The 20,536-nt window shown below is 55.3% G+C and carries 14 protein-coding genes; 8 read left to right on the plus strand and 6 right to left on the minus strand.

Translation table 11 applies throughout. The features are described 5' to 3' along the window. Positions 1 to 6 precede the first annotated feature (6 nt). The 6 genes from C0039_RS00220 to C0039_RS00240 all read right to left on the minus strand — a co-directional run bounded on the left by C0039_RS00220 (position 7) and on the right by C0039_RS00240 (position 5,582). Positions 7 to 1,494 carry a class I adenylate-forming enzyme family protein gene (locus C0039_RS00220; RefSeq protein WP_165786991.1) on the minus strand — a complete coding sequence of 496 codons (1,488 nt, stop codon included), beginning with the start codon at positions 1,492 to 1,494 and terminating at the stop codon, positions 7 to 9. An 88-nt stretch (positions 1,495 to 1,582) separates the two neighbouring features. Next, positions 1,583 to 2,833, minus strand: a complete 1,251-nt coding sequence (locus C0039_RS00225; RefSeq protein WP_101516914.1) for a type III PLP-dependent enzyme domain-containing protein — start codon at positions 2,831 to 2,833, stop codon at positions 1,583 to 1,585. A gap of 17 nt (positions 2,834 to 2,850) precedes the next feature. Beyond that, on the minus strand, positions 2,851 to 3,096 hold the full coding sequence (locus tag C0039_RS00230) for an acyl carrier protein (RefSeq protein WP_101516915.1): 246 nt from the start codon (positions 3,094 to 3,096) through the stop codon (positions 2,851 to 2,853). 40 nt (positions 3,097 to 3,136) lie between these two features. Continuing rightward, on the minus strand, positions 3,137 to 4,123 hold the full coding sequence (locus tag C0039_RS00235; protein ID WP_133125908.1) for an MBOAT family O-acyltransferase: 987 nt from the start codon (positions 4,121 to 4,123) through the stop codon (positions 3,137 to 3,139). A 220-nt stretch (positions 4,124 to 4,343) separates the two neighbouring features. Then, on the minus strand, positions 4,344 to 4,487 hold the full coding sequence (locus tag C0039_RS20985; RefSeq protein WP_165786992.1) for a hypothetical protein: 144 nt from the start codon (positions 4,485 to 4,487) through the stop codon (positions 4,344 to 4,346). A 27-nt stretch (positions 4,488 to 4,514) separates the two neighbouring features. Further along, on the minus strand, positions 4,515 to 5,582 hold the full coding sequence (locus C0039_RS00240) for a hypothetical protein (RefSeq protein ID WP_133125909.1): 1,068 nt from the start codon (positions 5,580 to 5,582) through the stop codon (positions 4,515 to 4,517). 221 nt (positions 5,583 to 5,803) lie between these two features. Between C0039_RS00240 and C0039_RS00245 the strand changes: the two genes are divergently transcribed. From C0039_RS00245 to mscL, 8 genes are all read left to right on the plus strand, one after another. Beyond that, entirely contained in the window at positions 5,804 to 6,649 is an 846-nt protein-coding gene (locus C0039_RS00245) for a TauD/TfdA dioxygenase family protein (protein ID WP_101516918.1), read from the plus strand. Positions 6,650 to 6,674: 25 nt separating this feature from the next. After that, the gene (locus C0039_RS00250) at positions 6,675 to 7,301 is read left to right on the plus strand and encodes a GNAT family N-acetyltransferase (RefSeq protein WP_101516919.1); all 627 of its coding nucleotides are present in this window, start codon (positions 6,675 to 6,677) and stop codon (positions 7,299 to 7,301) included. Positions 7,302 to 7,535: 234 nt separating this feature from the next. After that, on the plus strand, positions 7,536 to 8,639 hold the full coding sequence (locus tag C0039_RS00255) for a class I SAM-dependent methyltransferase (protein ID WP_133125910.1): 1,104 nt from the start codon (positions 7,536 to 7,538) through the stop codon (positions 8,637 to 8,639). Further along, entirely contained in the window at positions 8,626 to 11,919 is a 3,294-nt protein-coding gene (locus tag C0039_RS00260) for an AAA family ATPase (protein ID WP_101516921.1), read from the plus strand. The genes C0039_RS00255 and C0039_RS00260 overlap by 14 nt, the downstream gene beginning before the upstream one ends. A 109-nt stretch (positions 11,920 to 12,028) precedes the next feature. Next, a complete protein-coding gene (locus C0039_RS00265; protein WP_207796339.1) occupies positions 12,029 to 13,450 on the plus strand; it encodes a diguanylate cyclase in 1,422 nt (473 codons plus the stop codon). A 149-nt stretch (positions 13,451 to 13,599) separates the two neighbouring features. Continuing rightward, the gene (locus tag C0039_RS00270) at positions 13,600 to 17,661 is read left to right on the plus strand and encodes a hypothetical protein (protein ID WP_101516923.1); all 4,062 of its coding nucleotides are present in this window, start codon (positions 13,600 to 13,602) and stop codon (positions 17,659 to 17,661) included. Positions 17,662 to 18,024: 363 nt separating this feature from the next. Next, positions 18,025 to 19,674 carry a serine hydrolase gene (locus C0039_RS00275; RefSeq protein ID WP_165786994.1) on the plus strand — a complete coding sequence of 550 codons (1,650 nt, stop codon included), beginning with the start codon at positions 18,025 to 18,027 and terminating at the stop codon, positions 19,672 to 19,674. A gap of 355 nt (positions 19,675 to 20,029) precedes the next feature. Next, positions 20,030 to 20,485, plus strand: coding sequence for a large-conductance mechanosensitive channel protein MscL (mscL, locus tag C0039_RS00280; RefSeq protein WP_101516925.1), 456 nt, complete (start codon positions 20,030 to 20,032; stop codon positions 20,483 to 20,485). The last annotated feature ends 51 nt before the right edge of the window (positions 20,486 to 20,536 follow it).

The following is a 20,536-nucleotide window of genomic DNA, read 5'->3' on the forward strand; positions in this document are numbered from 1 at the left end:
CGGCGCTCATGGCCTGTAGCGCTGCCGGGCCATTTCCCGCAGTGCGCAGTAGTCCACCTTGCCATTGATGTTCTTTGGTAGCTCATCCAGAATCAGGTATTGCCTGGGCAGCATGTAGGGTGACATCAAGGCAAGCAGTTTGAGGCGAAGCGTGGCAGGAGTGCACTGCGCTCTCTGGACAGGGACACAGGCTGCCCAGATTTCATCGCCGAGAATATCGTGCTCCACACCGAACACCGCCGCCTGGGTCAACTCCTGCAATTCCAGCAATATACTTTCAACCTCGACCGGGTTGACCTTGACCCCCATGGACTTCAGCTGATGGTCGAAACGACCGACAAAATGCAGCAGACCATCATCGTCTCGATACCCCAGATCACCGGTAAACAGGGCTTTCGGGGGGGGCTCCTCCCCCGGCTCCGCAATCGGGTCGGGTTTCAGCACACGATCAGTACTGTCGGGATCATTCCAGTAACCGAGCATAATGTATTTCCCCCGGTGGATGATCTCCCCGACCTCCCCCGTCTCGACCGGGCTGCCGTCGGCACCGATTATTGCGATGTCGACACCCGGTATCGGGCGGCCGATAGTGCCCGGGGGTTTGTCCGCGAGTTCTACGGGCAGATAGCAACTGCGGTAGGTCTCGGTGAGACCGTAGTTCAGGCTCAGCGCTGCCGCAGGGAATCTTAAGGCCAGTGTGGCCAACAGTTCAGCCGGCATCTTTCCACCACTACTGGTCAGCAGTCGGATCGAAGCCACGTCGAGGTCCTCGATGGGAGACATGGCACCCGTAAGCAGGCCATAAACCGTGGGGGTACCCGCCAACACGGTTGGTCGATGTTGAGTAATGGCTTCACCGATACCAAACGGGTTGGAGTGAACCGGGAGGATCTGGGTCAGTCCACACAACAGGGTTGTCAGTAGCTGGCCAAAGCCGTAGTCAAAGGACCACGGTACCGGGCAAAGTATACGATCCTCCTGCTGATAGCCGAGATACGAGTAGACCGCAGCGCAGGCTCCCACCAGATTCCTGTGAGACTGGGTAACCCCCCTCGGGCCCCCTGTGGAACCGGAGGTGAATACGACCGATGCCGGCTCGGCTGGATTGACGGAAGGGCCTGAAAACTGGAAGTCATGAGGTCGCGTTGGTACTTCGTCAGTCGATACGGTGCAACATTCGCCAGCGATTCCTGTAGGCGGCAGACCTCCCTTATGCACGATACAGCTGGGCTCCAGCACAGCCAGGGCACGCTGCAACTGCAGGGCAGAGTAGCTTGCGTCCATAAGGGCCACAATCGCGCCCTCACCCCAGGTGCCTAGAACTGCCGCCGCAATCTCTGCATGGTTCTGCGTCCACACCAGTACACGATCCCCAGGCTTGATTCCAAGAGAACGAAAATGGTGTTGATAGTCACACGTCCTGGCTGCCAACTCGCTGAAGCTGGTCTCGTGGTCACCCTGAATAAATGCCAGGCGCTCCGGACATTCTGCCACCAGCTGCTGAAAGCTCCCCCAGGTATTCATGCTTTACGATGTAGGCTCGTGATCAGAATATGCAGCGGGAATTACTGTGCGGGGCGAATCACGCATAAGCTGCTTCGCTGATATCCCGGATCTGCTCTTTACCGTCACTGAGCTCAACGAGCAACTCCCGCGGGGCCGGGTGACTGATAAAGTGCATCGGGCTCGCACTGAAGCCGTAGGCACCCGATGAACCGACAGCCAACACATCGCCGACGCGGGTATCCGGCAAATTGGCCTTGTTGGCCAGTACGTCGAATGAAGCACAGAGTGGACCAACCAGCTGGTACTCGCGGTCAACAGGGATTCCTGTCCTGGATACATTGAAAAACGGCCAGTCCCTGCGCATGACCGCGCCCATCATGCCCGCGGCGTTCAAGTGATTATTGAATCCCGCGTCGCATACGCAAATATCAGTGCCCCTGCTGTGCTTCCGGTCCACCACTGACGTTAACAGGTAGCCATGACTGCCCACCAGGAACCTTCCCATTTCTAGCACGAGCTGCGTCTGGCTAAACCGGGAGGAGGAGGTCAGGTTCGATGCCAGCAAGCTGATGGCGGCCGACGCTGCTGAAAAATCCAGTACCTTATCGCCCTGGAAGTAGGGAATACCGAAGCCCGAGCCAAAGACGAGTCTCTGCGGAACGATGTCCAGGGCGCTACAGAGGCGGGAAAAAATGTCAGCCAGAAGGGAAAAATTTTCAACAACTATATCGGCATCCAGTGAATTTCCGCCTGAAAAAACATGCAGGCCCTTGAGGCAGATTCCCGGAAGTTCAGCGATTCGCGGGTAGAGTTCTGCGAATACTTCTTCATCGACACCAAACTGGCTGGGGCGGCCTCCCATCTGCAAGCCAAACCCCCTTGGAACTGTCATGGGGTTCAACCGAACCAGCACATCTTGTTTAACTCCCAGAGCCCTGGCGCAGTGATTGACGGTCTCCAGCTGTTGCATAGACTCGCAGACAATGTGTCCAATACCCTGCTCTATGGCCTCCCGGATGTCGCATGCCTTTTTGGCGGGTCCGGTAAAGCTGATCTTAGCCGGGTCAAACCCCGCGCTGACGCCTCGCCTGAACTCACCGATCGAGGAGACATCGAGCTCCAACCCCTCTTCCTGCAAAATGGCCAAAACTTGTAGATTGGGATTCGCTTTCACTGCATAGCTTGTCACAAAGCTGCTTTTGAATGCGCTAGCGACTTCCCTGGCTTGCTGGCGAATATCATCAGCGAAATAGACATAGCTCGGCGTGCCGAACTTGTCTGCCGCTTCTCTCAGGAGAGTAGAACGTCCCTCAGTATTCCCCGGCACTTTAGAGCCCCATCACCCTAGCTAACAGACTTTCCATCGAGGTATTTCAGTATGCGATCGAAAGAGTCAAAATTATCGATTGTGACCTCGGTAGGCGCGATCTGAATGCGAAACTCTCCTTCGATAAATGACAACAGGGAAACCAGTGAAAAGGAATCGACAATTCCTGAACTGAACAGTGGTTCATCCAAAGCGATCTCGTCTGCGTCAATACCAAGAGTGTCCTTCATAAATTCTTTCAGGTTGGCAACAATTGCGGTCATAAGATTCTCTCCCTATACACGTTATCTGCAAAAGTGTTACTCAAATCAGTCCGAAAAACAGCATTTGTCTGAACATTTGAAACATATCTGACACGCTACCGACCCTGTCCAGGGCAGTAAACACAGAACCGCAAGAGACGAACATCAGCGTGACCAATGTGCTTACCCAACGCAATCCCGGACGGTCCAGTCCTTTCCAGCGACGCTTGCGCCGAAAACGCCCCCATGACCCGAATGCTGAAACACCGGTGGCGTGGTACAAACCCCAGAGCAGCCAGCCCGCGGTTCCCGAATGCCACAAGCCGATGGTAATAAAAGTGGCGTATACCGCCATATGGGGATTTCTTGTGAGCCCGATCATGGGGAGGTAAACGTAGTACTGGCACCAGCCGGCAAGTGTCATGTGCCAGCGCTTCCAGAAATCACTGATATTGAGGGCAATAATAGGCCAATTAAAGTTTTCCATTATGCGGAAACCGAACAATCGACTGGTGCCTATGGCGATGTCCGAATAGGCACTGAAATCCAGGTACAGATAAATAAATACCAGGAAACAGAACGCCCAGAGCTCGAACGCGGGAATACTGCTGACATCCAGAAGGATATCCTCAGTGCCTGGCAGTGCGTCCATGAGGTTTTGCACCACTATATTACCGAGCACCAGTTTCTTGATCAGGCCGTGAATTATTCTCGTCGTACCCTCCACAAAGAATTCAGGCTTCCATGTGTCTTCACGATGGGCGAGAAAGTGCTCGAAACGCTCGATTGGCCCTGCGGTGAAAATAGGCGCAAGATAGATGTAACTGAGAAAATCACCCAGTGAATGCTCAGGAAAATTTCCTCGTTGGACTTCGACGCCATAGTGAATCAACTTGAACGTGTAGTAGCTTATTCCCAGCGGGATGATTATGTGCTGCAGAATAGGTTCGTCGTTAAAAGCGGAAGAAAAGTCCGGTATGTATTTGAAATACGCCAGGACTCCGAGAGTGAAAAAAATACCCAGCAGGAGCATTTTGTTGGTCGCCACACCACGTTTCCGCAAACTATAAAGCAGGTAAAAAAATAGCGTGAAGCCTAAAAGAATCAAGGTACTTTCAGAGCTTAATGTAAACAGGTACGTGAACGAACCAACTGACAGCAGGTACGGGCGTAAAGCTGGGCGCGCCAGCCAGTAAAGCGGCAAACCCAAGCAGAGTAGCAACCAGTAGTTGGGGTCAGTAATCAAGCCGTAGTCTCCATACCCGCCCCTAGAACCCCTGGTACTTGAAAATGCTGGCCCCACTCTGTAGCAGCGCCAGTTCTGACAAAGCCAGAATGAGCATGCCGCCCAGTGCGAGCCCTTGAATGACTGCCCCCAGTTGTGCAGGCCACTTAATTCGATTTTCGCTCATAACATCACGCTCCGTGTGAACCGTTCTTCAAAATAAGGGAGCCGCCGCATCGACGACTTTCCTGCTCAGTGTTTTTGCGACTTCCGGCGAGCTCAAATGCGCCCAGTCGGAAAAGTGTGATTCTTGCAAGCTTGCCAGTTCGTCCGCTTGCAGGAACAGCAGCCCATGGGTCGCAGCGTAGGATGCCATAGCCTGATCGAAAGACTCGTAAAGGGCTTCCTGCCCGTACTCTTTAAAAAACCAGGGGCTTACCGGTGCTTCATACAGGATGAGTGATAAGCCCTCGCGGCTATCGACCTCCCGCCTGATCATCTCCAGTATCTGGAAATTTTCCGTGTAGTTTTCCTGGTAATCACTGAGGAGTTCCACCACCTGATCGCCCAGAATACGTCGTTTCTGCACCGAGATAGGGGGCTTGTTCAAGTGCCTGTTGTCTACCAACTGTGGCGACCTCCCGGTAATCAGGTTCTTGACAGCCGCGCTGCGCCTATCCCGCGTGAACAGAAAATCAAAATTATTCAGAGCGTATACATTTCCCCAGTTCCGTCGAAGAGCAACATTGCGCGCACGAAGGAAGTCGTCCGCCACTAGCGAGCGCAAACCCAGTCGGTAGACAATCGAACCTTCCAGCTGATCCAGTTCACGAGCAAAGCCTGGCGGGCCTATACCCAGAACGACAACGCCCCGGAGATCCATGGGCAGGGAATTCAGCATGGTAAAGCTGTGCCAAAGATACTGAGCCGAAGTGCAGAGCTTCACCACTTCGACATCGTCGAGACCGACAGAATCGAGGGTTACGGCGAGGTCACTTTCCAACAGGGAAGATCGGGTTGTGGAGGCTCCCAATATCACCAGTGACCGGGACAAAGCCGAAGCATGCTGCAGCCTGAGCACACGGGTCGTTGCCGCGAGGTCGTAGTCGTCCGTAGACACTGTTAAGAAATCGTCGCCGAAGGTGGCCATTGCTCGGGACGTCACCAGCAATAAAAACAGCAGACAACAAAGAAACAATGAGCCCAAAGCTACCAGCACAGCCGTCATCGACGGTTTAACCAGCCCCCTGCAAAACTCCTGAAGTAATTTCTTATCTGCCATGGCCCCATAGGCCTCACAATCGTCGTTATCTGGTCATTCTAAAGCAAAGGACTGCATGGTTCGGCCTTGCCCGAGCGTCTATCTGCACTTTTTCCTAGAACTACGTCACATAATTGCAACCCTGTTGGCATTCCACGCCTTGCAATCGCTAGACTTTCTTTAGAAAAGAGCAATCAGGTGGTTGCCGACTGAAAAATCAGTAGTGGACTGGAGTCAATAAAATGTCTATTTCAATAGATCCCAGCGGGCAGTCCTGCGGTGCCACGCTCACAGGCGTGGACCTCGCCACCGACCTGAGTCCCGTGGATATAGAGACGATCAAGCACGCGTTGTTCGAGCATCACGTTATCTGCTTTCCGGGCCAGCATCTCTGTGACAGCGACCTTGAACGGTTTGGGGGCCAGATTGGACCACTCGGACCGGATCCGTACCTTGGCCATATCGATGGCCACGAACACGTGGTAGAAATTGTTCGCGAAGCGGATGAGAATTCCGCGATACATGCAGAAGTATGGCACTCTGACTGGAGCTTTCTCCCTGATCCGCCCGAGGTGAGTGTTCTCTATGGTATAACCATTCCCGATGAAGGCGGCGACACACTTTTCGCAAATCAACGCATGGCCCTGGCACAGATGCCCGCCGACCTGCGCTCGAAGGTACTCGAACTGACTGCGACGCATTCAGCGAAGGACGCATACTCCTACCAAGGCATTTATGGGACTGAAGAGGCTCGAAAGTCGTCCAGCATTGATATCAGACCATCTGAAACGGCCATGGAGACAGAGCCTCACCCTCTTGTAATGAATCATCCGCATACTGGCATGCAGGCCCTGTTCGGTTGCCTCGGCTACATCATAGCCCTGGAAGATAAAGGGTACATAGAAGGCCTAAAGTTACTGATGGAATTGCGCGAATGGCAGACGCGTGACGAGTTTATCTATCGACACAAATGGCAGCCAGACATGCTGGTTATGTGGGACAATTATTCCGTGTTACATCGTGCCACCGGCGGCTACGAGGGACAGCCAAGGAAGCTGCACCGAGTCACGGTGTCAACGGTGGAGTAAACTCCAGCGCTATAGCGAAACCCATATGTCTACAAATGTCGCCATACTCAGTCTATCCGGAGCCGATGCACTGGAGTATATACCCGAGGTGGCCAAGCTTCATGTTGAGGTATTTCGCGACTTTCCCTACCTCTATGACCGTGACCCCAAATTTGAAGCGCGACTGCTGTCAATGTTCTTCGCCAATGCCGAATCGCCATTCTTCGCGCTTGCCTTTGACGACAAAAACCTCGTTGGAGCTTCCACCGCAAGATCGCTATGCAATCGCCTGGTGACAGATGGGGTAGAGAGCATGTTTCGCGCAAACGGTTATGACCCCGAGGAGATCTGCTACCTTGCAGACTCAGTCTTGCTGCCGGCCTATCGCGGCAGTGGCCTGGGTCGAAAATTCTTTCAGCTACGTGAAGAGCATGCAGTGGAAAACGGATATCGCCGCTGTTGTTTCTGCGCTGTGCAACGCGATGACCACCACCCCCAGCGGCCCGCGGAGTATCATCCACTTGACAAGCTCTGGGGGTCACTGGGATATCTGGAGCACCCCGAACTCGAGGTGGAGTTCACCTGGAAGGACATCGACCAGCCTGCGGCCACAGCGAAGCGCATGCGCTACTGGATCAAGAACCTCCCACTCGGGACGTCCACTTCAAAATAGCGCACTCCCCTCACCGGGAACTGGCTGGACCCGAACTTGTCAGGTTGTTTCCAGCGCCCTCCCCGGAGAGAGTCATTTCACTGAGCAAAACCTAACACTAACTATAAAAAATCAGTTTACTGCAGGCCACCAACAACGTCAGGGAAACTGCAGTTTAATAGAAAGCACTGCTTCATTGCGGCCAGACTGTACCGTACAATCGGGCGATCAGGATGAATTTGGGGTAGGGTGCTCGTGCGAGTATTTCGATTTCCCGTCGAGAGAGCATTCTCTCGTGCAGGGGTCACCATCGACGGCGACGCTCCGTGGGATATCCACGTAAAAGATGATCGTTTTTACCGCGATGTCATGCTGAAAGGCTCCCTTGGGCTGGGCGAGGCCTACATGCGCGATTTTTGGAGCGCTGAAGATCTAGAAGCGCTATTTTGTCGCCTGCTTACCTCTGGCCTTGAACAAACTTCACAACGCACACCTTTCTTAATGGCTTACCAGCACCTGAGCCCGGTTTTCAACCAACAGACGAAATCCAGGGCCCTTCACAACGCAGAGCATCACTACAACCTGGGGAACAACATTTTTTTCGAGTTTCTCGGTCACTACAAAAACTATAGCTGCGGATACTTCCGTGAGGCCGACAACCTCGACGACGCTCAGCATGCCAAGCTACTGCGCCTATGCGAGTTGTTGGAATTGAACGAAAACGACCGCCTTCTTGATGTCGGGGGTGGCTGGGGCGAGTTCGCCAAATTTGCTGCAGAGCATACCGGGTGCCACGTCACCAGCATCAACATAGCGGACGAGCAGATCAATCATGCGCGATCCCACTGTAAAAGTGCCAATGTCGACATCGTTAAATCCGATTACCGGGAGCTCAGTGGCAGTTACACCAAGATTGCGGTCATTGCCATGTTCACCCACGTTGGACAAAAAAACTATCGCCAGTTTATGGAGATCATGCATCGCTTGCTTGAACCTGATGGAAAAATGGTCATGGAAACTGTGGGCTCATTGAGATCAACAAACTGTTGTGAACCGTGGACCAACAAGTACATCTTTCCCGGCGGGGTGATTCCCACCCTGCCGAAAATCGACCAGGCAATAAGCGGGTTGTTCCAGCGATCCGGCGTTGAGGAGTTCGGTGATGACTATGCACGGACTCTGCGGTACTGGTATGACAACTTCATTTCGGCCTGGCCTCGTCTGAGCAGACACTACTCGGACTCCATGCGGCTAATGTTCGAGTACTTTTTCCTCTCTGTTGCAGGGGCATTCCGGGCAAAGGACCTGCTTCACTACCACATCGAGTTTGCAAAGGCGCCGGGTGATGAGCGACGCTAGAGAGAATGCTGTCTCGGTATGGCTAAAACGTGTGGGGATGGCACAGTTTGTTGATTGCTTTGCTGAAAATGGCATTGACCTGGAGCTACTCCCGGAGCTGACCAGTGAAGACCTCAAGGAACTGGATGTCCATCGCCTTGCTGACAGGAAGCGTCTTCTAAAGGAAATACGCCTCTTGTCCGTTACCAAAGCACAAGGCAGCATCCAACGGCGCCTACTGTCTGTCTTTTTTTGCGACATGGTGGGTTCCACAGCTCGCTCAAACGAAATCGACCCGGAGCAGCTGCGCGGAGAGATGAAGCTATATCAGGATACGGTAGTGAGGGCAGTCAATCGCCATGGTGGCTTTGTGGCGCGTTTCACGGGTGACGGCGTTTTGGCCTATTTCGGTTGGCCTCATGCGGATGAAGACCAGGCGTCACAGGCCGTCAGGGCTGGCCTTGACGCCATTCGCAGCCTGGATAAGCTCAAGTCTGAAGAAGAGATATCGGTTCATTGCCGGGTAGGCATCGCCACGGGGCGAGTTGTCGTCGGCGGACAGCAAGACCTGGACAGTGCGTTTGGCAAAACACCCAACCTGGCTGCCCGTCTGCAATCTCTTGCTGAAGTGGACCAGATCGTTATCGATTCCACTACCTATCGTGCCATCGGCGACGGCTTCCTGGTTCAATACCTGCAAAGCGCTCAACTGAAAGGTTTCGACCGGCCCCAGGGCGCGTGGGCTGTTTTGGAGGAACGTCGTTACGTTGAGCGATTCGAATCACGGCGCGGCGGTCGCTCGGAGTTCGTAGCGCGCGACACAGAACTGAATACGTTAAATCAGGCCTGGGAGAGAACACGGTCTGGCACGGGCAACGTGGTTCTGGTGCGGGGAGATCCGGGGATAGGCAAGTCAAGGCTGCTGAAGTATTTCCAAGAGCACTGTGTGCCAAAAGAAACCGAGATCCTGCAGTTTCATTGTTCGCCTCACCATTCCAACAGCGCCTTCTATCCCGTTATTCAATCCTTCGCCAAAAGCGCAGGTATTTTACAGGGCAGTGACTCCGACGCTGAAAAGCTCGAAAAAATGCTGGGAGCCTTGCACCCGGCAACGGCAAAAAACCCTCTCTCGATAAGCCTTCTGTCGAACTTTTTCTCTATCGAGAGAGTCGATGATTCCTCTGTTGCCAGCCTGACGCCAAAGGAGCGTCGCAGCGAGACAATTGAATTGATGGTCAAAGATGTCCTGTACCGGGCCGGCAGAAGTACTGTCCTGTTAGTGATGGAGGACGTCCACTGGGTGGACCCGTCCACTTTGGAAGTGCTTAACGCCATTATCGAGGACATCCACGACACGCCTATTCTGATCCTCGTCAGTTGCCGCCCCACAGAGCGCTTCAAACTTGAGGCATCCACAGAGCACACTGAGCTCATCCTGGAGCGGCTCGACGACGAAAGCATCGGCCGACTGGTCCAGAGCATGGATGCCGGCGGCGCACTCTCGCCCGATGACATAAACAATATCGCCAGGCGCGCCGATGGCGTACCGCTGTTTGCGGAGGAGATCACCCTGGCCGCTATGGAGCTGGGGCCGGACGGTCAAGAGCTGGAACTCCCGGAGTCTCTCGAAGCCTCGTTGGCAGCGAGACTGGATCACATGGGTAATGCCAAGCGCGTCTTGCAAGTAGCATCTATTATAGGGCGTGAATTTCAGCTGTGTCAGTGCCGTGCGCTGGCAGCGACCACTGAATCAGGGTTAATGGATGCCCTGGCCACCGCCATTGGCTCCGGGCTGCTGCTTGAAGACCAGAGCCGGGATGACAGGGTGTTCCGTTTCGCTCACGCGCTGATTCAGGATGTGGCCTATAACGGCTTGTTGAAGATGCAACGGCGTGAACTGCACAGAAGGTTCGCGACCGAGGTAATGGATGAAGCCGCCACGCAGAAAAGCCCCGAACTTATCGCCCATCATCTCACACGTGCCGGAGAGACGACGCTCGCGATCGACCACTGGAAAGAGGCGGGCAGCCAAGCCGCTGCAGCGTCAGCCAACACCGAGGCGATTGCTCATTTTCGTAACGGCCTCAAGCTGATTCCAGACCTGCCTGATAGCGAGCACAGGGATGAACTTGAATTCGCCTTATGGGTGGGCATGGCCATGCCACTGATCGTGGAAACAGGCTACACCAGTGATGAAGTACAGCAGTGTATCAACAGTGCACTTACGGTCAGTAAGCGGATCAAATATACGCCCGATATCTATTCGCTGTTGTGCAGTCAGTGGGGATTCCAGCTCACTGTCGGAATGATGGAGGAGTCCCGTCACACGGCCCATCAGTTTTCCAAACTGGCAGACCGGCAGAACGACGAGATCGCAAAGTACGCCCGTTATCGAATGTTGGGGGCATCGCATATGTGCCAGGGGGAGCTGCAACAGGCGAGATTGGAATTGAGTAAGCTGGTGGCGGACTACGAGCCAGAAAAGCACGCGTGCCTCAGTGCTGTGTATGGGCTCAATCTAAGAGTTGCTGGCGCCTGCTTCCTCAGCGAGGTGCTCTGGCTTCTGGGATTTGTAGAAGAAGCGAAACAGAGCTGCGCCAATGCTCTAAAGGAAGCGCGAGAAATTAATCATCTGCAGTCACATGCCATCTCCCTGCATTTCTGCGGCCTGGTCGCTTTCCTGAACCGGGACCGCGAATCGGTACGCGAATATACCAGTGAAATGCTGGCATTAGCCGAAAAGCAATCTATAGGCGCCTGGCCGACACTGGCCGCGGCGATGCTCGGCTGGGCAAACCTGGAAGAGGACTTCGAGGGAAGCCTGGAGAAACTAAAGTCGGGCGTTACCGCAGCCACCGAACTTGGGGTCGCGATGTTCATTCCTTTTTTCTATTGCCGCATCGCGGAGGTATTGCTTACACGCGCCCGGTTTGATGAATGTGAAACCTACCTTCTAGCGGCTCAGAAACTGATGCAGAGAACAGGGGAAAAGCTTTTCAGAGGTGAAATGCTGCAGTTGATGGCACAGCTAAAGCTGCAGAAAAACGATAACGATCCAGTCGAGGATATATTTAACGAAGCGCTGACCCATGCACGCGGACAGCGAGCGCGGTCAGTTGAATTGCGCATCGCAACTGCATACGCGAGGCACCTGCTTGGACGTCGCCCTGAAGAAGCCCGGAACATTCTCAAGCCGGTACTGGAATACTTCGACGAGGATGTTCAGTCCGAGGATATCCTTAAAGCGCGAGCGGTACTGGAGGGGACCCTGAGTCTATCAGACTTGGACGTTGCCACGTAAACCTGGGTCACAACATCGGACAGACTGACTTGCCCTGAGTCGATTTCTGAACTAGCTTGCTCTCATCAGGAGTCACGGCCCCGCATTCATGGACGCAGCACGATTTACTATGCAACCAGGACCTCTTCATACAGCCAAGGATCACTCCGCGCTGGAGGCATTGGTAAAAATCATATGCTCCGGCAGGTATTTCCAACGACTGGCTCCGGACATACTGAGGAGCATTCTCAGGCAGGGGTCGCTCATAAAAGCAGCCAAAGATACGCTGCTGATTCGTGAAGGGGATACGGCACCACCGCAAATCTATATTCTTGTAAAGGGCTCGGTGGCCATTATTTCCAATGACAAGTTTGTCCTGCGCCTCAATCAGCCCGGGGACCTGATTGGTGAAATGGCCGTTATCCAGGGCACCCCCCGCTCGGCAGATGTGGTGGCAGAGTCCGAGTGCGACCTGGTTACCTTTCCCGCTGAATTGCTGAAAATTGAGAAAAACTCTCCGCACGCTTCGGTCCTGTACGTTTTGTTTTCCCATGCTATGGCCGCCAAATTACGCATCACTACTGCGCAGTCACTGATACGCAGGAACCAGCGAATAACGTCCAAAGGTGATATCCATATAGGGGTAATTGACACCAATCAGGAGGATCGAGTGGCCGCGCGGGAGGCGCTGGGTAGTTGTTGGCAGGAGGCCGAGATCATGGAGTTCGACAGCCCCCGTAGCTTTCTGGATTTTCCGAGCGCATATCGTTTTGACGTCATTGTTTCAGATGTCGACTTTTTTGATGATTTTCAAAACGACTGGAATTCAATTTCCTCTTTCGTCAGGTCGATGAAGCTGCGAGGCGCCCACATTATCATTTTGAGCAAGTCCTGTAATGATGCAAACAGGCGAGAGTTCCTCATACAGCATGGCGCCGATGACGTTGTCGGCAAGCCCTGCCCCACATTCGATCTCAAGCACATCATTAGCAGGACGCGGGTGGCTTACTACAAGAACCTCGAGCTGGACCGGGTGGAGAGCGACGCCGAAACCGACCCGCTGACCGGGCTAGCCAATCGCCGCCGGCTAGACCAGCTACTCGAAGCACTCGTCACTGTCTATCCAGAAAACCAGCGTGAATTTTCCCTTGTAATGATTGATGTGGATAACTTCAAATTCTATAACGACAATCAGGGCCACCAGATGGGTGATGAGGCTCTGAAGAGCGTGGCAACGTTATTGGCTTCTAACTTGCGAAGAGGTGACCTTGCCGCACGCTTTGGCGGTGAGGAGTTTGTCATTGTAGTGCCTGACTGTGGGAAGGCACTTGCGGTGGAGCTAGCTGAAAAGCTACGCCTGGCGATAGAGCAGGCTGACTTTCCTTGCCAGGAGCAGCAGCCAAGTGGCAATTTGACCGTGACTCTCGGGGTGGCGAGCTTTCCCGGTGACGCGAATCAGCTGGATGCCTTGTTGAAACAAGCCGACGAATATCTGTTCGAAGGCAAACGACGCGGCAGGAACAGGGTCGTTTCATCTGACGAGCATACTTAGCTCCGGACTGGAGACACAGTCACCACATTACCGACCGGCTGACTATAGCTGACGCCGGTGCAGCACTGCCAGGAAACCCTGCTCTGTTATGCGTAACCTGGCAACGATGCTATGGTTATCTTCAAATAAGTACCGTGCCGGAGAACCCGATGAGTCGTCCCGCCCTCAGGTATTTCACCTGCTTTGCATTCCTGTTTTTCACTCAGCCCGGTTTTGCGAGCCCTGCTGATCTCAGCCAGTGGCGGGACTGGGTACTGGAAAAGCACATCGACCGCGAGTGCCCCTGGGTACTGGGGAGCGCGAGTTCCAGGGAATGCATCTGGCCCGGGCGTCTGGAAATTGAACTACGCGGTAAAGGCCTGAGTTTTAACTACCAGGTGGAAGTATTCCAGGATGATGCCCTGGTACCTCTTCCGGGTGCGCCCGGTTCGTGGCCGATGAACGTAATGGTGAATGCAACACGCGCTGCGGTGCTTGACCGGAAGGGCGTGCCCCACGCTTCGCTCAACAAGGGCAAGCACATCATTCAAGGCCAGATCCAGTGGCAGCGTCGCCCCTCCGGCCTCGCTGTACCCGAGAGCATTGCATTGGTCACGCTGACTGATCAAGGACGCTCCGCTAGTCCTGAGCGCCGGGACGGGCAGATTGTGCTAGGCCGGGATACGGAAGCCGCGCCGGTAAAACTGCGCAATGCGCTGGGTATTGAGGTGTTCCGCAAATTGACCGATGGCGTGCCCATGACCCTGGAAACCCGTGCGGTGTTGACAGTGAGCGGCGAACCCCGGGAAGTGGAGGTGGGCCAGCTCGCCTGGCCCAATACGGCGCTTATGGCCATTGAGTCACCCCTTCCGGCCCGCATCGAAGAGAATGGTAACCTGCGCGTACAGCTCTCGGCGGGGCGGCACTCAGTGGTCGTTATGTCTCGTCTACTGAAGTCGCCGGAGCAGTTTGCCCCACAGCGCCACGGCGAGCCCTGGCCCGAATTTGAATACTTGAGTTTTGCCGGCAACAGTGACCTGCGCCAGGTGAAATTCTCTGGAGCACCGGGGATCGACACCTCCCAGGTGCCGATCCCCGCACAATGGAAAGAACTGCCTGCCTGGCGACTGGACGGCAGTACCACATTGCAAATGGTCACTGAATATCGGGGTGACCAATCCCCTGCTGCAAACACCATCACCGTGAATAGAAACCTGTGGCTGGATTTCGATGGCACCACGCTCACCGGCGTTGAATCGGTGACCGGTTCAATGCGCCGGGACTGGCGACTCAACGCACAACCCGACACTCGGCTTGGCAGTGCGCAGGTCTCTGGCCACCCCGTGCTGGTGACAACACATGGTGAGGCAGATGGCGTGGAAATACGCAGCCCGGAAATCGCCCTGCAGGCCGTTACCCGTATCGGCTCGCCCACACGCTTCTCAGCTACAGGCTGGGACATCCGGGCCGACGGGTTCAGCGCGACCCTGCACATTCCCCCCGGCTGGCGGGTGATGCACGCGACAGGGGTAGACGGCATATACGGCACCTGGTTGAGCAACTGGGACCTCTGGGGCATCTTCCTGGTGTTGATTATAGTCGCCGCCACGCGCAGGCTGGTCAGTTTCCCGGCCGCCTGCCTCGCGCTTGCCGCCCTGTTGGCTGGCTACCATGAGCCGGGGATGCCCACAGGACTGCTTGCTGTCGTACTGCTGCTGTTGCCGATCTCGGTGATTGCCGCCGGGCGTATCAAACGCAGTATTGATGTTGCATTAGTGCTCTCCTGTGCGGGCCTCACCCTCGCCCTGGTGGCGTTCTCAATCAACAACTTCCGGCTCGCTATCTACCCCTCTCTGGAGCGCGGCTCGGTGGGTGTTTACCAATCTTCAGTAGCCAGCACCGACAGCGCCGTATCTATGTTGACCAATGACCTCACCGAAAGCAGGCAAGAGCTCAGGGCACCCGTCGCGGAAGCGGTGCGCAGCAAACTTGAGTCAAGTGCGGGCGCTGCCGCACCCACTCGGGGTCGACAGGACGCCTATATGCTTGGCGAAAACGATCGCGTACAGACTGGGCCCGGCGCACCCAACTGGCTGTGGAACACGGTACAGCTGAAATCAACCAGCCCGGTGCCGGAATCCTCGGAGCTTTCATTGTGGTACAGCTCGCCCTGGATGACACGTCTGTGGCGGGTGTTTGCCGCACTGCTTACAGTGGCTTATGGAGGCTTGTTGATGTACTCGGCCTTGCGCGGCCTGCGCAGCAATGGTGCCGTAGCGGACAGCGCGGGAGATGCACCAGCTGTCACCCAGGCGAGTGTTGTTCTTGCCCTGATCGCCGGCCTTTCCTTTGGTGGCCTGTCGCAAACCGTGGATGCGGGAGAATATCCGCCCAGCCACCTGTTGGATGAACTGGAACGGCGCCTCATCAAATCTCCCGCCTGCGCGCCAGACTGTGTCTCGCTGGAAAAGGGTGTTATCCAGACCACCCGGGATACGCTTAGCATTGGGTTTAGCGCCTACGCCGACACCGATGTGCTATTGCTGCTACCCACGCCGCGCCAGGGGTGGCAGGTTTCGGACGTGCTTATCGACGGTAACAACAATACCGCCTCACGACGACACCAGGGTCACCTTGCCGTGTTGCTGCCCCAGGGCCACCATGTCATCAGCGTATCCGGGAAGTTGAGCGGTGACATTGCCAGTGTCAGCCTGCCCACTCCGATTCACAATCTCAGCGCTAGCGGCCAGCACTGGCAGTTGAGTGGCCTGGTTGACGGCAGGGTGCCATCAGGCACTCTGTCACTGCGCGCTGCGGCGGCTGTGCGTGAAAAGAAGCGCGATACGCTTACCCCGGAGCCCATCACGCCATTCTTTGCGGTACATAGGGAATTTTATCTGGGGACTCAATGGCGCGTAACAACCCGCGTCACCCGACTGGCACCGATGTCAGGTCCGGTTTCGGTCGACGTTGCACTGCTGGCATTCGAACGGCCGCTATCTGCTTCCGTCAACTTCAAAGACGGGCATGCGCGTCTGCAGTTCAATGATCGCCAGCGGGACATTGCCTGGGAGTCCAGCATGCAGCCCGTGGACAGCCTGCAACTGGTTGCCGCGAACGGAACGCACTATGTTGAAACCTGGCGTTTGCTGCCCTCAGCACTGTGGCGCGTAGATCACGAAGGCGTGCCCCCGACCCGCGCGCCCTCCGGCGTGGGCAGTATGCAGCCCCACTGGAAGCCGTGGCCGGGAGAGTCCCTGAGACTGCAGTTTGCCCGTCCACCTGGCATTGCCGGTCCCACATTTACGGTGGAGCAAGCCAGCCTGGTACACCGCGCAGGTGGTGCGGTACAGCAAAACACCCTGACGCTGAAGATCAAGGCAAGCATTGGACAGGATTACGTACTGGAGTTGCCAGCCGACGCCCGGGTGACAGCCCTGAGCCGCAACAATACCGGCCTGAATTTACCTGAAGCCAGCCGGGTCAGCGTGGCTCTGCAGCCAGGAGAGCAGCATATCGAAGTTGAGTTTGAGCAGGAAGGCGGGTCCGGTTGGCTGAGTACGACACCAAAAGTCACCTTGCCGGACGGCGCCAGTAATATCACCCTGACCTACACTCTGCCGCAGGATCGCTGGCCGCTGTATCTCACTGGCCCCGACATCGGCCCCGCCATGCTTTATTGGGGTGTGTTCTGCGTGATTATACTGGGCGCGGTGCTGCTGACCGTGCTGAGCCGGCGTCTACCTGTGTCGATCCCGATAGGACTACCTGGCTGGCTGCTGTTGGGCATCGGCCTGTCGACGGTCAACAGCTATGGCGTGATTATAGTTGCCGTGTTCTTCTTTCTGGCGGCATTCCGGCAACGGCTTGATCCAGCATCGATCAGTCGTATCAACTTCAACCTGCTGCAGACAGGCCTGGGTATCTGGGCGCTGATCACACTGGTTACGCTGGTATCCGCCATACCTATGGGGCTACTTTCCAGCCCGGATATGCTGGTTTCCGGGAACAACAGCTGGTCGCACCTGTACAACTTTTTCCAGGACCGCGCCGGACAGAATGATTTCCCGACCGCCACCGTGATCAGTGTGAATCTGGCCGTATATCGCCTGGTTATGCTGGTCTGGTCCCTCTGGTTGGCAAGCCGGTTGATTCGCTGGGTAGCCTGGGCCTGGAAAGCCTATGCAAAGGAAGGGCTGTGGCTACCTAAATTGAAGGCGCCTGATCAGTGATCGGGCGCTCTATCAGCGAAATTGCTCACGAGATTGCACCATAGCGTGAATAACCACGCCATCTGAGCGCAGCCCGTATATACGTCCTATACTCAACTGACTTGTTGACCTCAGCCTTTACCAGTCCCTAACCGACGCTCCGGGAGAAAAGATGAAAAGCGCTATCCCTAGCATGACCACGGCCACGGAGTTTGTGCTCGTAAACGAACTGCCAACAGCTAATACTGACAGTGCCGACCGCATATCTGCACAGCAAGGCGAACCCCGGGTACAGTCATGCCGGCGTCTCAGCTGATGTTAAGCAAAGCGAAAGCAGGTTTCGCTCTACGACCCGGCAGAAAGCCCTCTTTTCAGCTTCTCCTTGTGACCACCCTAGCAGCGGGCCTTCTCACTACCGCAGGTTGCAAGCACGGCGTGGCCATTTCCGGCCAGGGAAGTATCAGCTCCGCTTCGGGCATACGAGACTGCAATCGACAAACCGCTCCGTGTCGCTATGAGGTCGAAGGCCGATATCAGGAAACGTTCACAGCAGACGCCGCGGCCGGTTGGTTGCATGATGCCTGGGAAAGCTGCCAGACCCCCGAGGGCAATCAATGTAGCTTTGATATACCGGCAGAAACTGTTCAGCAGTTCAAGGATGCCGAGATTCCCAGCGCAGTTGCCCGCTTCCGACGACCCATTAGGCCCTTGTTTCGTAACAACAGCGGAGCGTATTTGTTACCTGACAACCCTGCGGCGAGACAGCTGGCATGGCTGGTTGAAGAGGTCAGCGGTGGCAGCACCACATCGACCGAATTGCGTCAGCATTTTCACCCCGACCTTCTGGCCCGGTTAGGTGAATCCAGCATTCGTGACGACATTAACTCAATCCGCAATGGCACTGACAATCCTGCGGTACGTGACCTGGTCACCGCGACCCCGGTTTTTGCGCGAGGCTTGATCGCACCGGCGTCCGGCAACGCCGTTGGCAGTTTTGTAAGTTTGGCCACGGAGTACAGTGATGACGCCTTGATTACCAGTTTTTCCGTTCAACACAATTTCCCGCAGGGAGGCAGTAACACCGCGGAGCCCGAGAAAGGTCTGCGCCTCAACGAACTCGGGGCCCGCTTTGCAGCACTGGCCTCAGACACCAGCATGTTGGTGGCGCGCATCGACAACGACCAGTGTAAGGCAATCTACAACCTGCGCGGCGACAGACCGCAACCGACGGGCTCCATCTTCAAAATCTGGGTGCTTGGTGCCCTGACCGAAGAAATGCGCGTAAAGAGAATCAGCCCTAATACGATGGTTCCACTGGATGCCGATGAAATTGTACCCGCTGGATCCAGCATTAACGACGTAGCACTGGGAACGCAGTTTCCCTTGCGCGATATGGCCAGCCTGATGATGGGAGTCTCGGACAACACCGCTACGGACCACATCCATGAGTTGGTGGGCCGCAAGCGTGTCGAAGATACTCTGAAGGCTTTTCGCCACCGCAACCGCCAGCTGATGACTCCCTTTCTCAGTACGAACGAACAATTCCACATTTTCTGGAGCCTGTCTCCCAATGAAGCCACGGCCTACGCACAGGGCACCGAGGAACAGCAGCGCGACATCCTGACCAACACGATAGAGCCGCTGGGGCCAGTCATGTCATTTCCTCAGGCAAACCAGGACGCACTTTTCGATAGTAGCTGGGCTGCAAGTGCCGACGATGTGTGTCGCGCCTATGCCGGCCTTCGAAAGTTTAATAACCGCAGCGAACATTTTGAGTTAATGGACCAGGCCATGGGCTCAGAGGCGGTTCTACTTTGGGTACGTAACCGTTGGGATCGTGTCTGGCAAAAAGGAGGATCCCTGGCGAACGCAGACGGCAACTACGTGTTCACCTTGAGCTGGCTGTTCGAATCTGATGAACGCGGCGCTTACGTCGTGATTATGATGGCCAACAACCGTGACGGGTCACCCATTGATGCCGCACGCGCTTTCAGCATAGCGTCGCGCGCAGAAGAGATACTCTTCGCACGCTAGCGGCTGCGGAAGAATTCCTGCGCGCTATGAACGGATGAACTGCCGAGATTGTGAACTGACGGTTTGCAGCTTCAGGCAAACATTCTGCTACGCTCTTTGCATGAACTTTCCGGGGGCTGCTGACAGCGACACCAAATCATTAAGCCTAACACCCGGTTTAGCCGGTTGGCAGGAACTGGACGGTTGCCTGTGACCTGTGAATTGCACAGTTTCCCGCTGCGGTCGAATTATCAACTCTACACAAGCGCTAATTGCAGTATACTGATAATGGTTTCCGGCGTTGTCGGATGGTTCGGTTGCGCCGCCTTTCAAAAAAAGAATAAAGGCTGCGGCTTGTCTCCCAGGAGGGTTTATTATGCTTGATGAATTCAAAAAATTTGCCATGCGCGGTAATGTCGTTGATATGGCAGTGGGCATCATTATCGGCGGCGCGTTTGGAACGATCGTTAAGAGCCTGGTCGCCGACGTCATAATGCCGCCCATTGGGCTTCTGCTTGGAGGAGTAGACTTTTCCGACCTGTTTATTACCCTCAAAGAGGGTGCTACTGCAGGCCCCTACTCCAGCTTGGCGATTGCACAGGAAGCCGGCGCGGTAACGATCAGCTACGGAGTGTTTATCAACTCAGTGATCAGTTTCCTGATCGTGGCCTTTGCCGTGTTTCTGCTGATCAAAAGCATCAACAAACTGCAGGCAGAAGAAGAGGAGCCGGCAGCGGAGCCGACCGAGAAAGATTGTCCCTATTGCTTCTCCAGCATTGCGATTAAAGCCACCAGGTGCCCTGGTTGTACGTCTGAGTTAGGCGAAGCCTGAATAACGCAGCGAGGCGACAGCGTTTCGACGCGGTCGCCGGCTGCAGATCGC

It is taken from the genome of Pseudohalioglobus lutimaris (genome assembly GCF_002866825.1).
GTDB classification, from domain to species: Bacteria; Pseudomonadota; Gammaproteobacteria; order Pseudomonadales; family Halieaceae; genus Halioglobus; species Halioglobus lutimaris.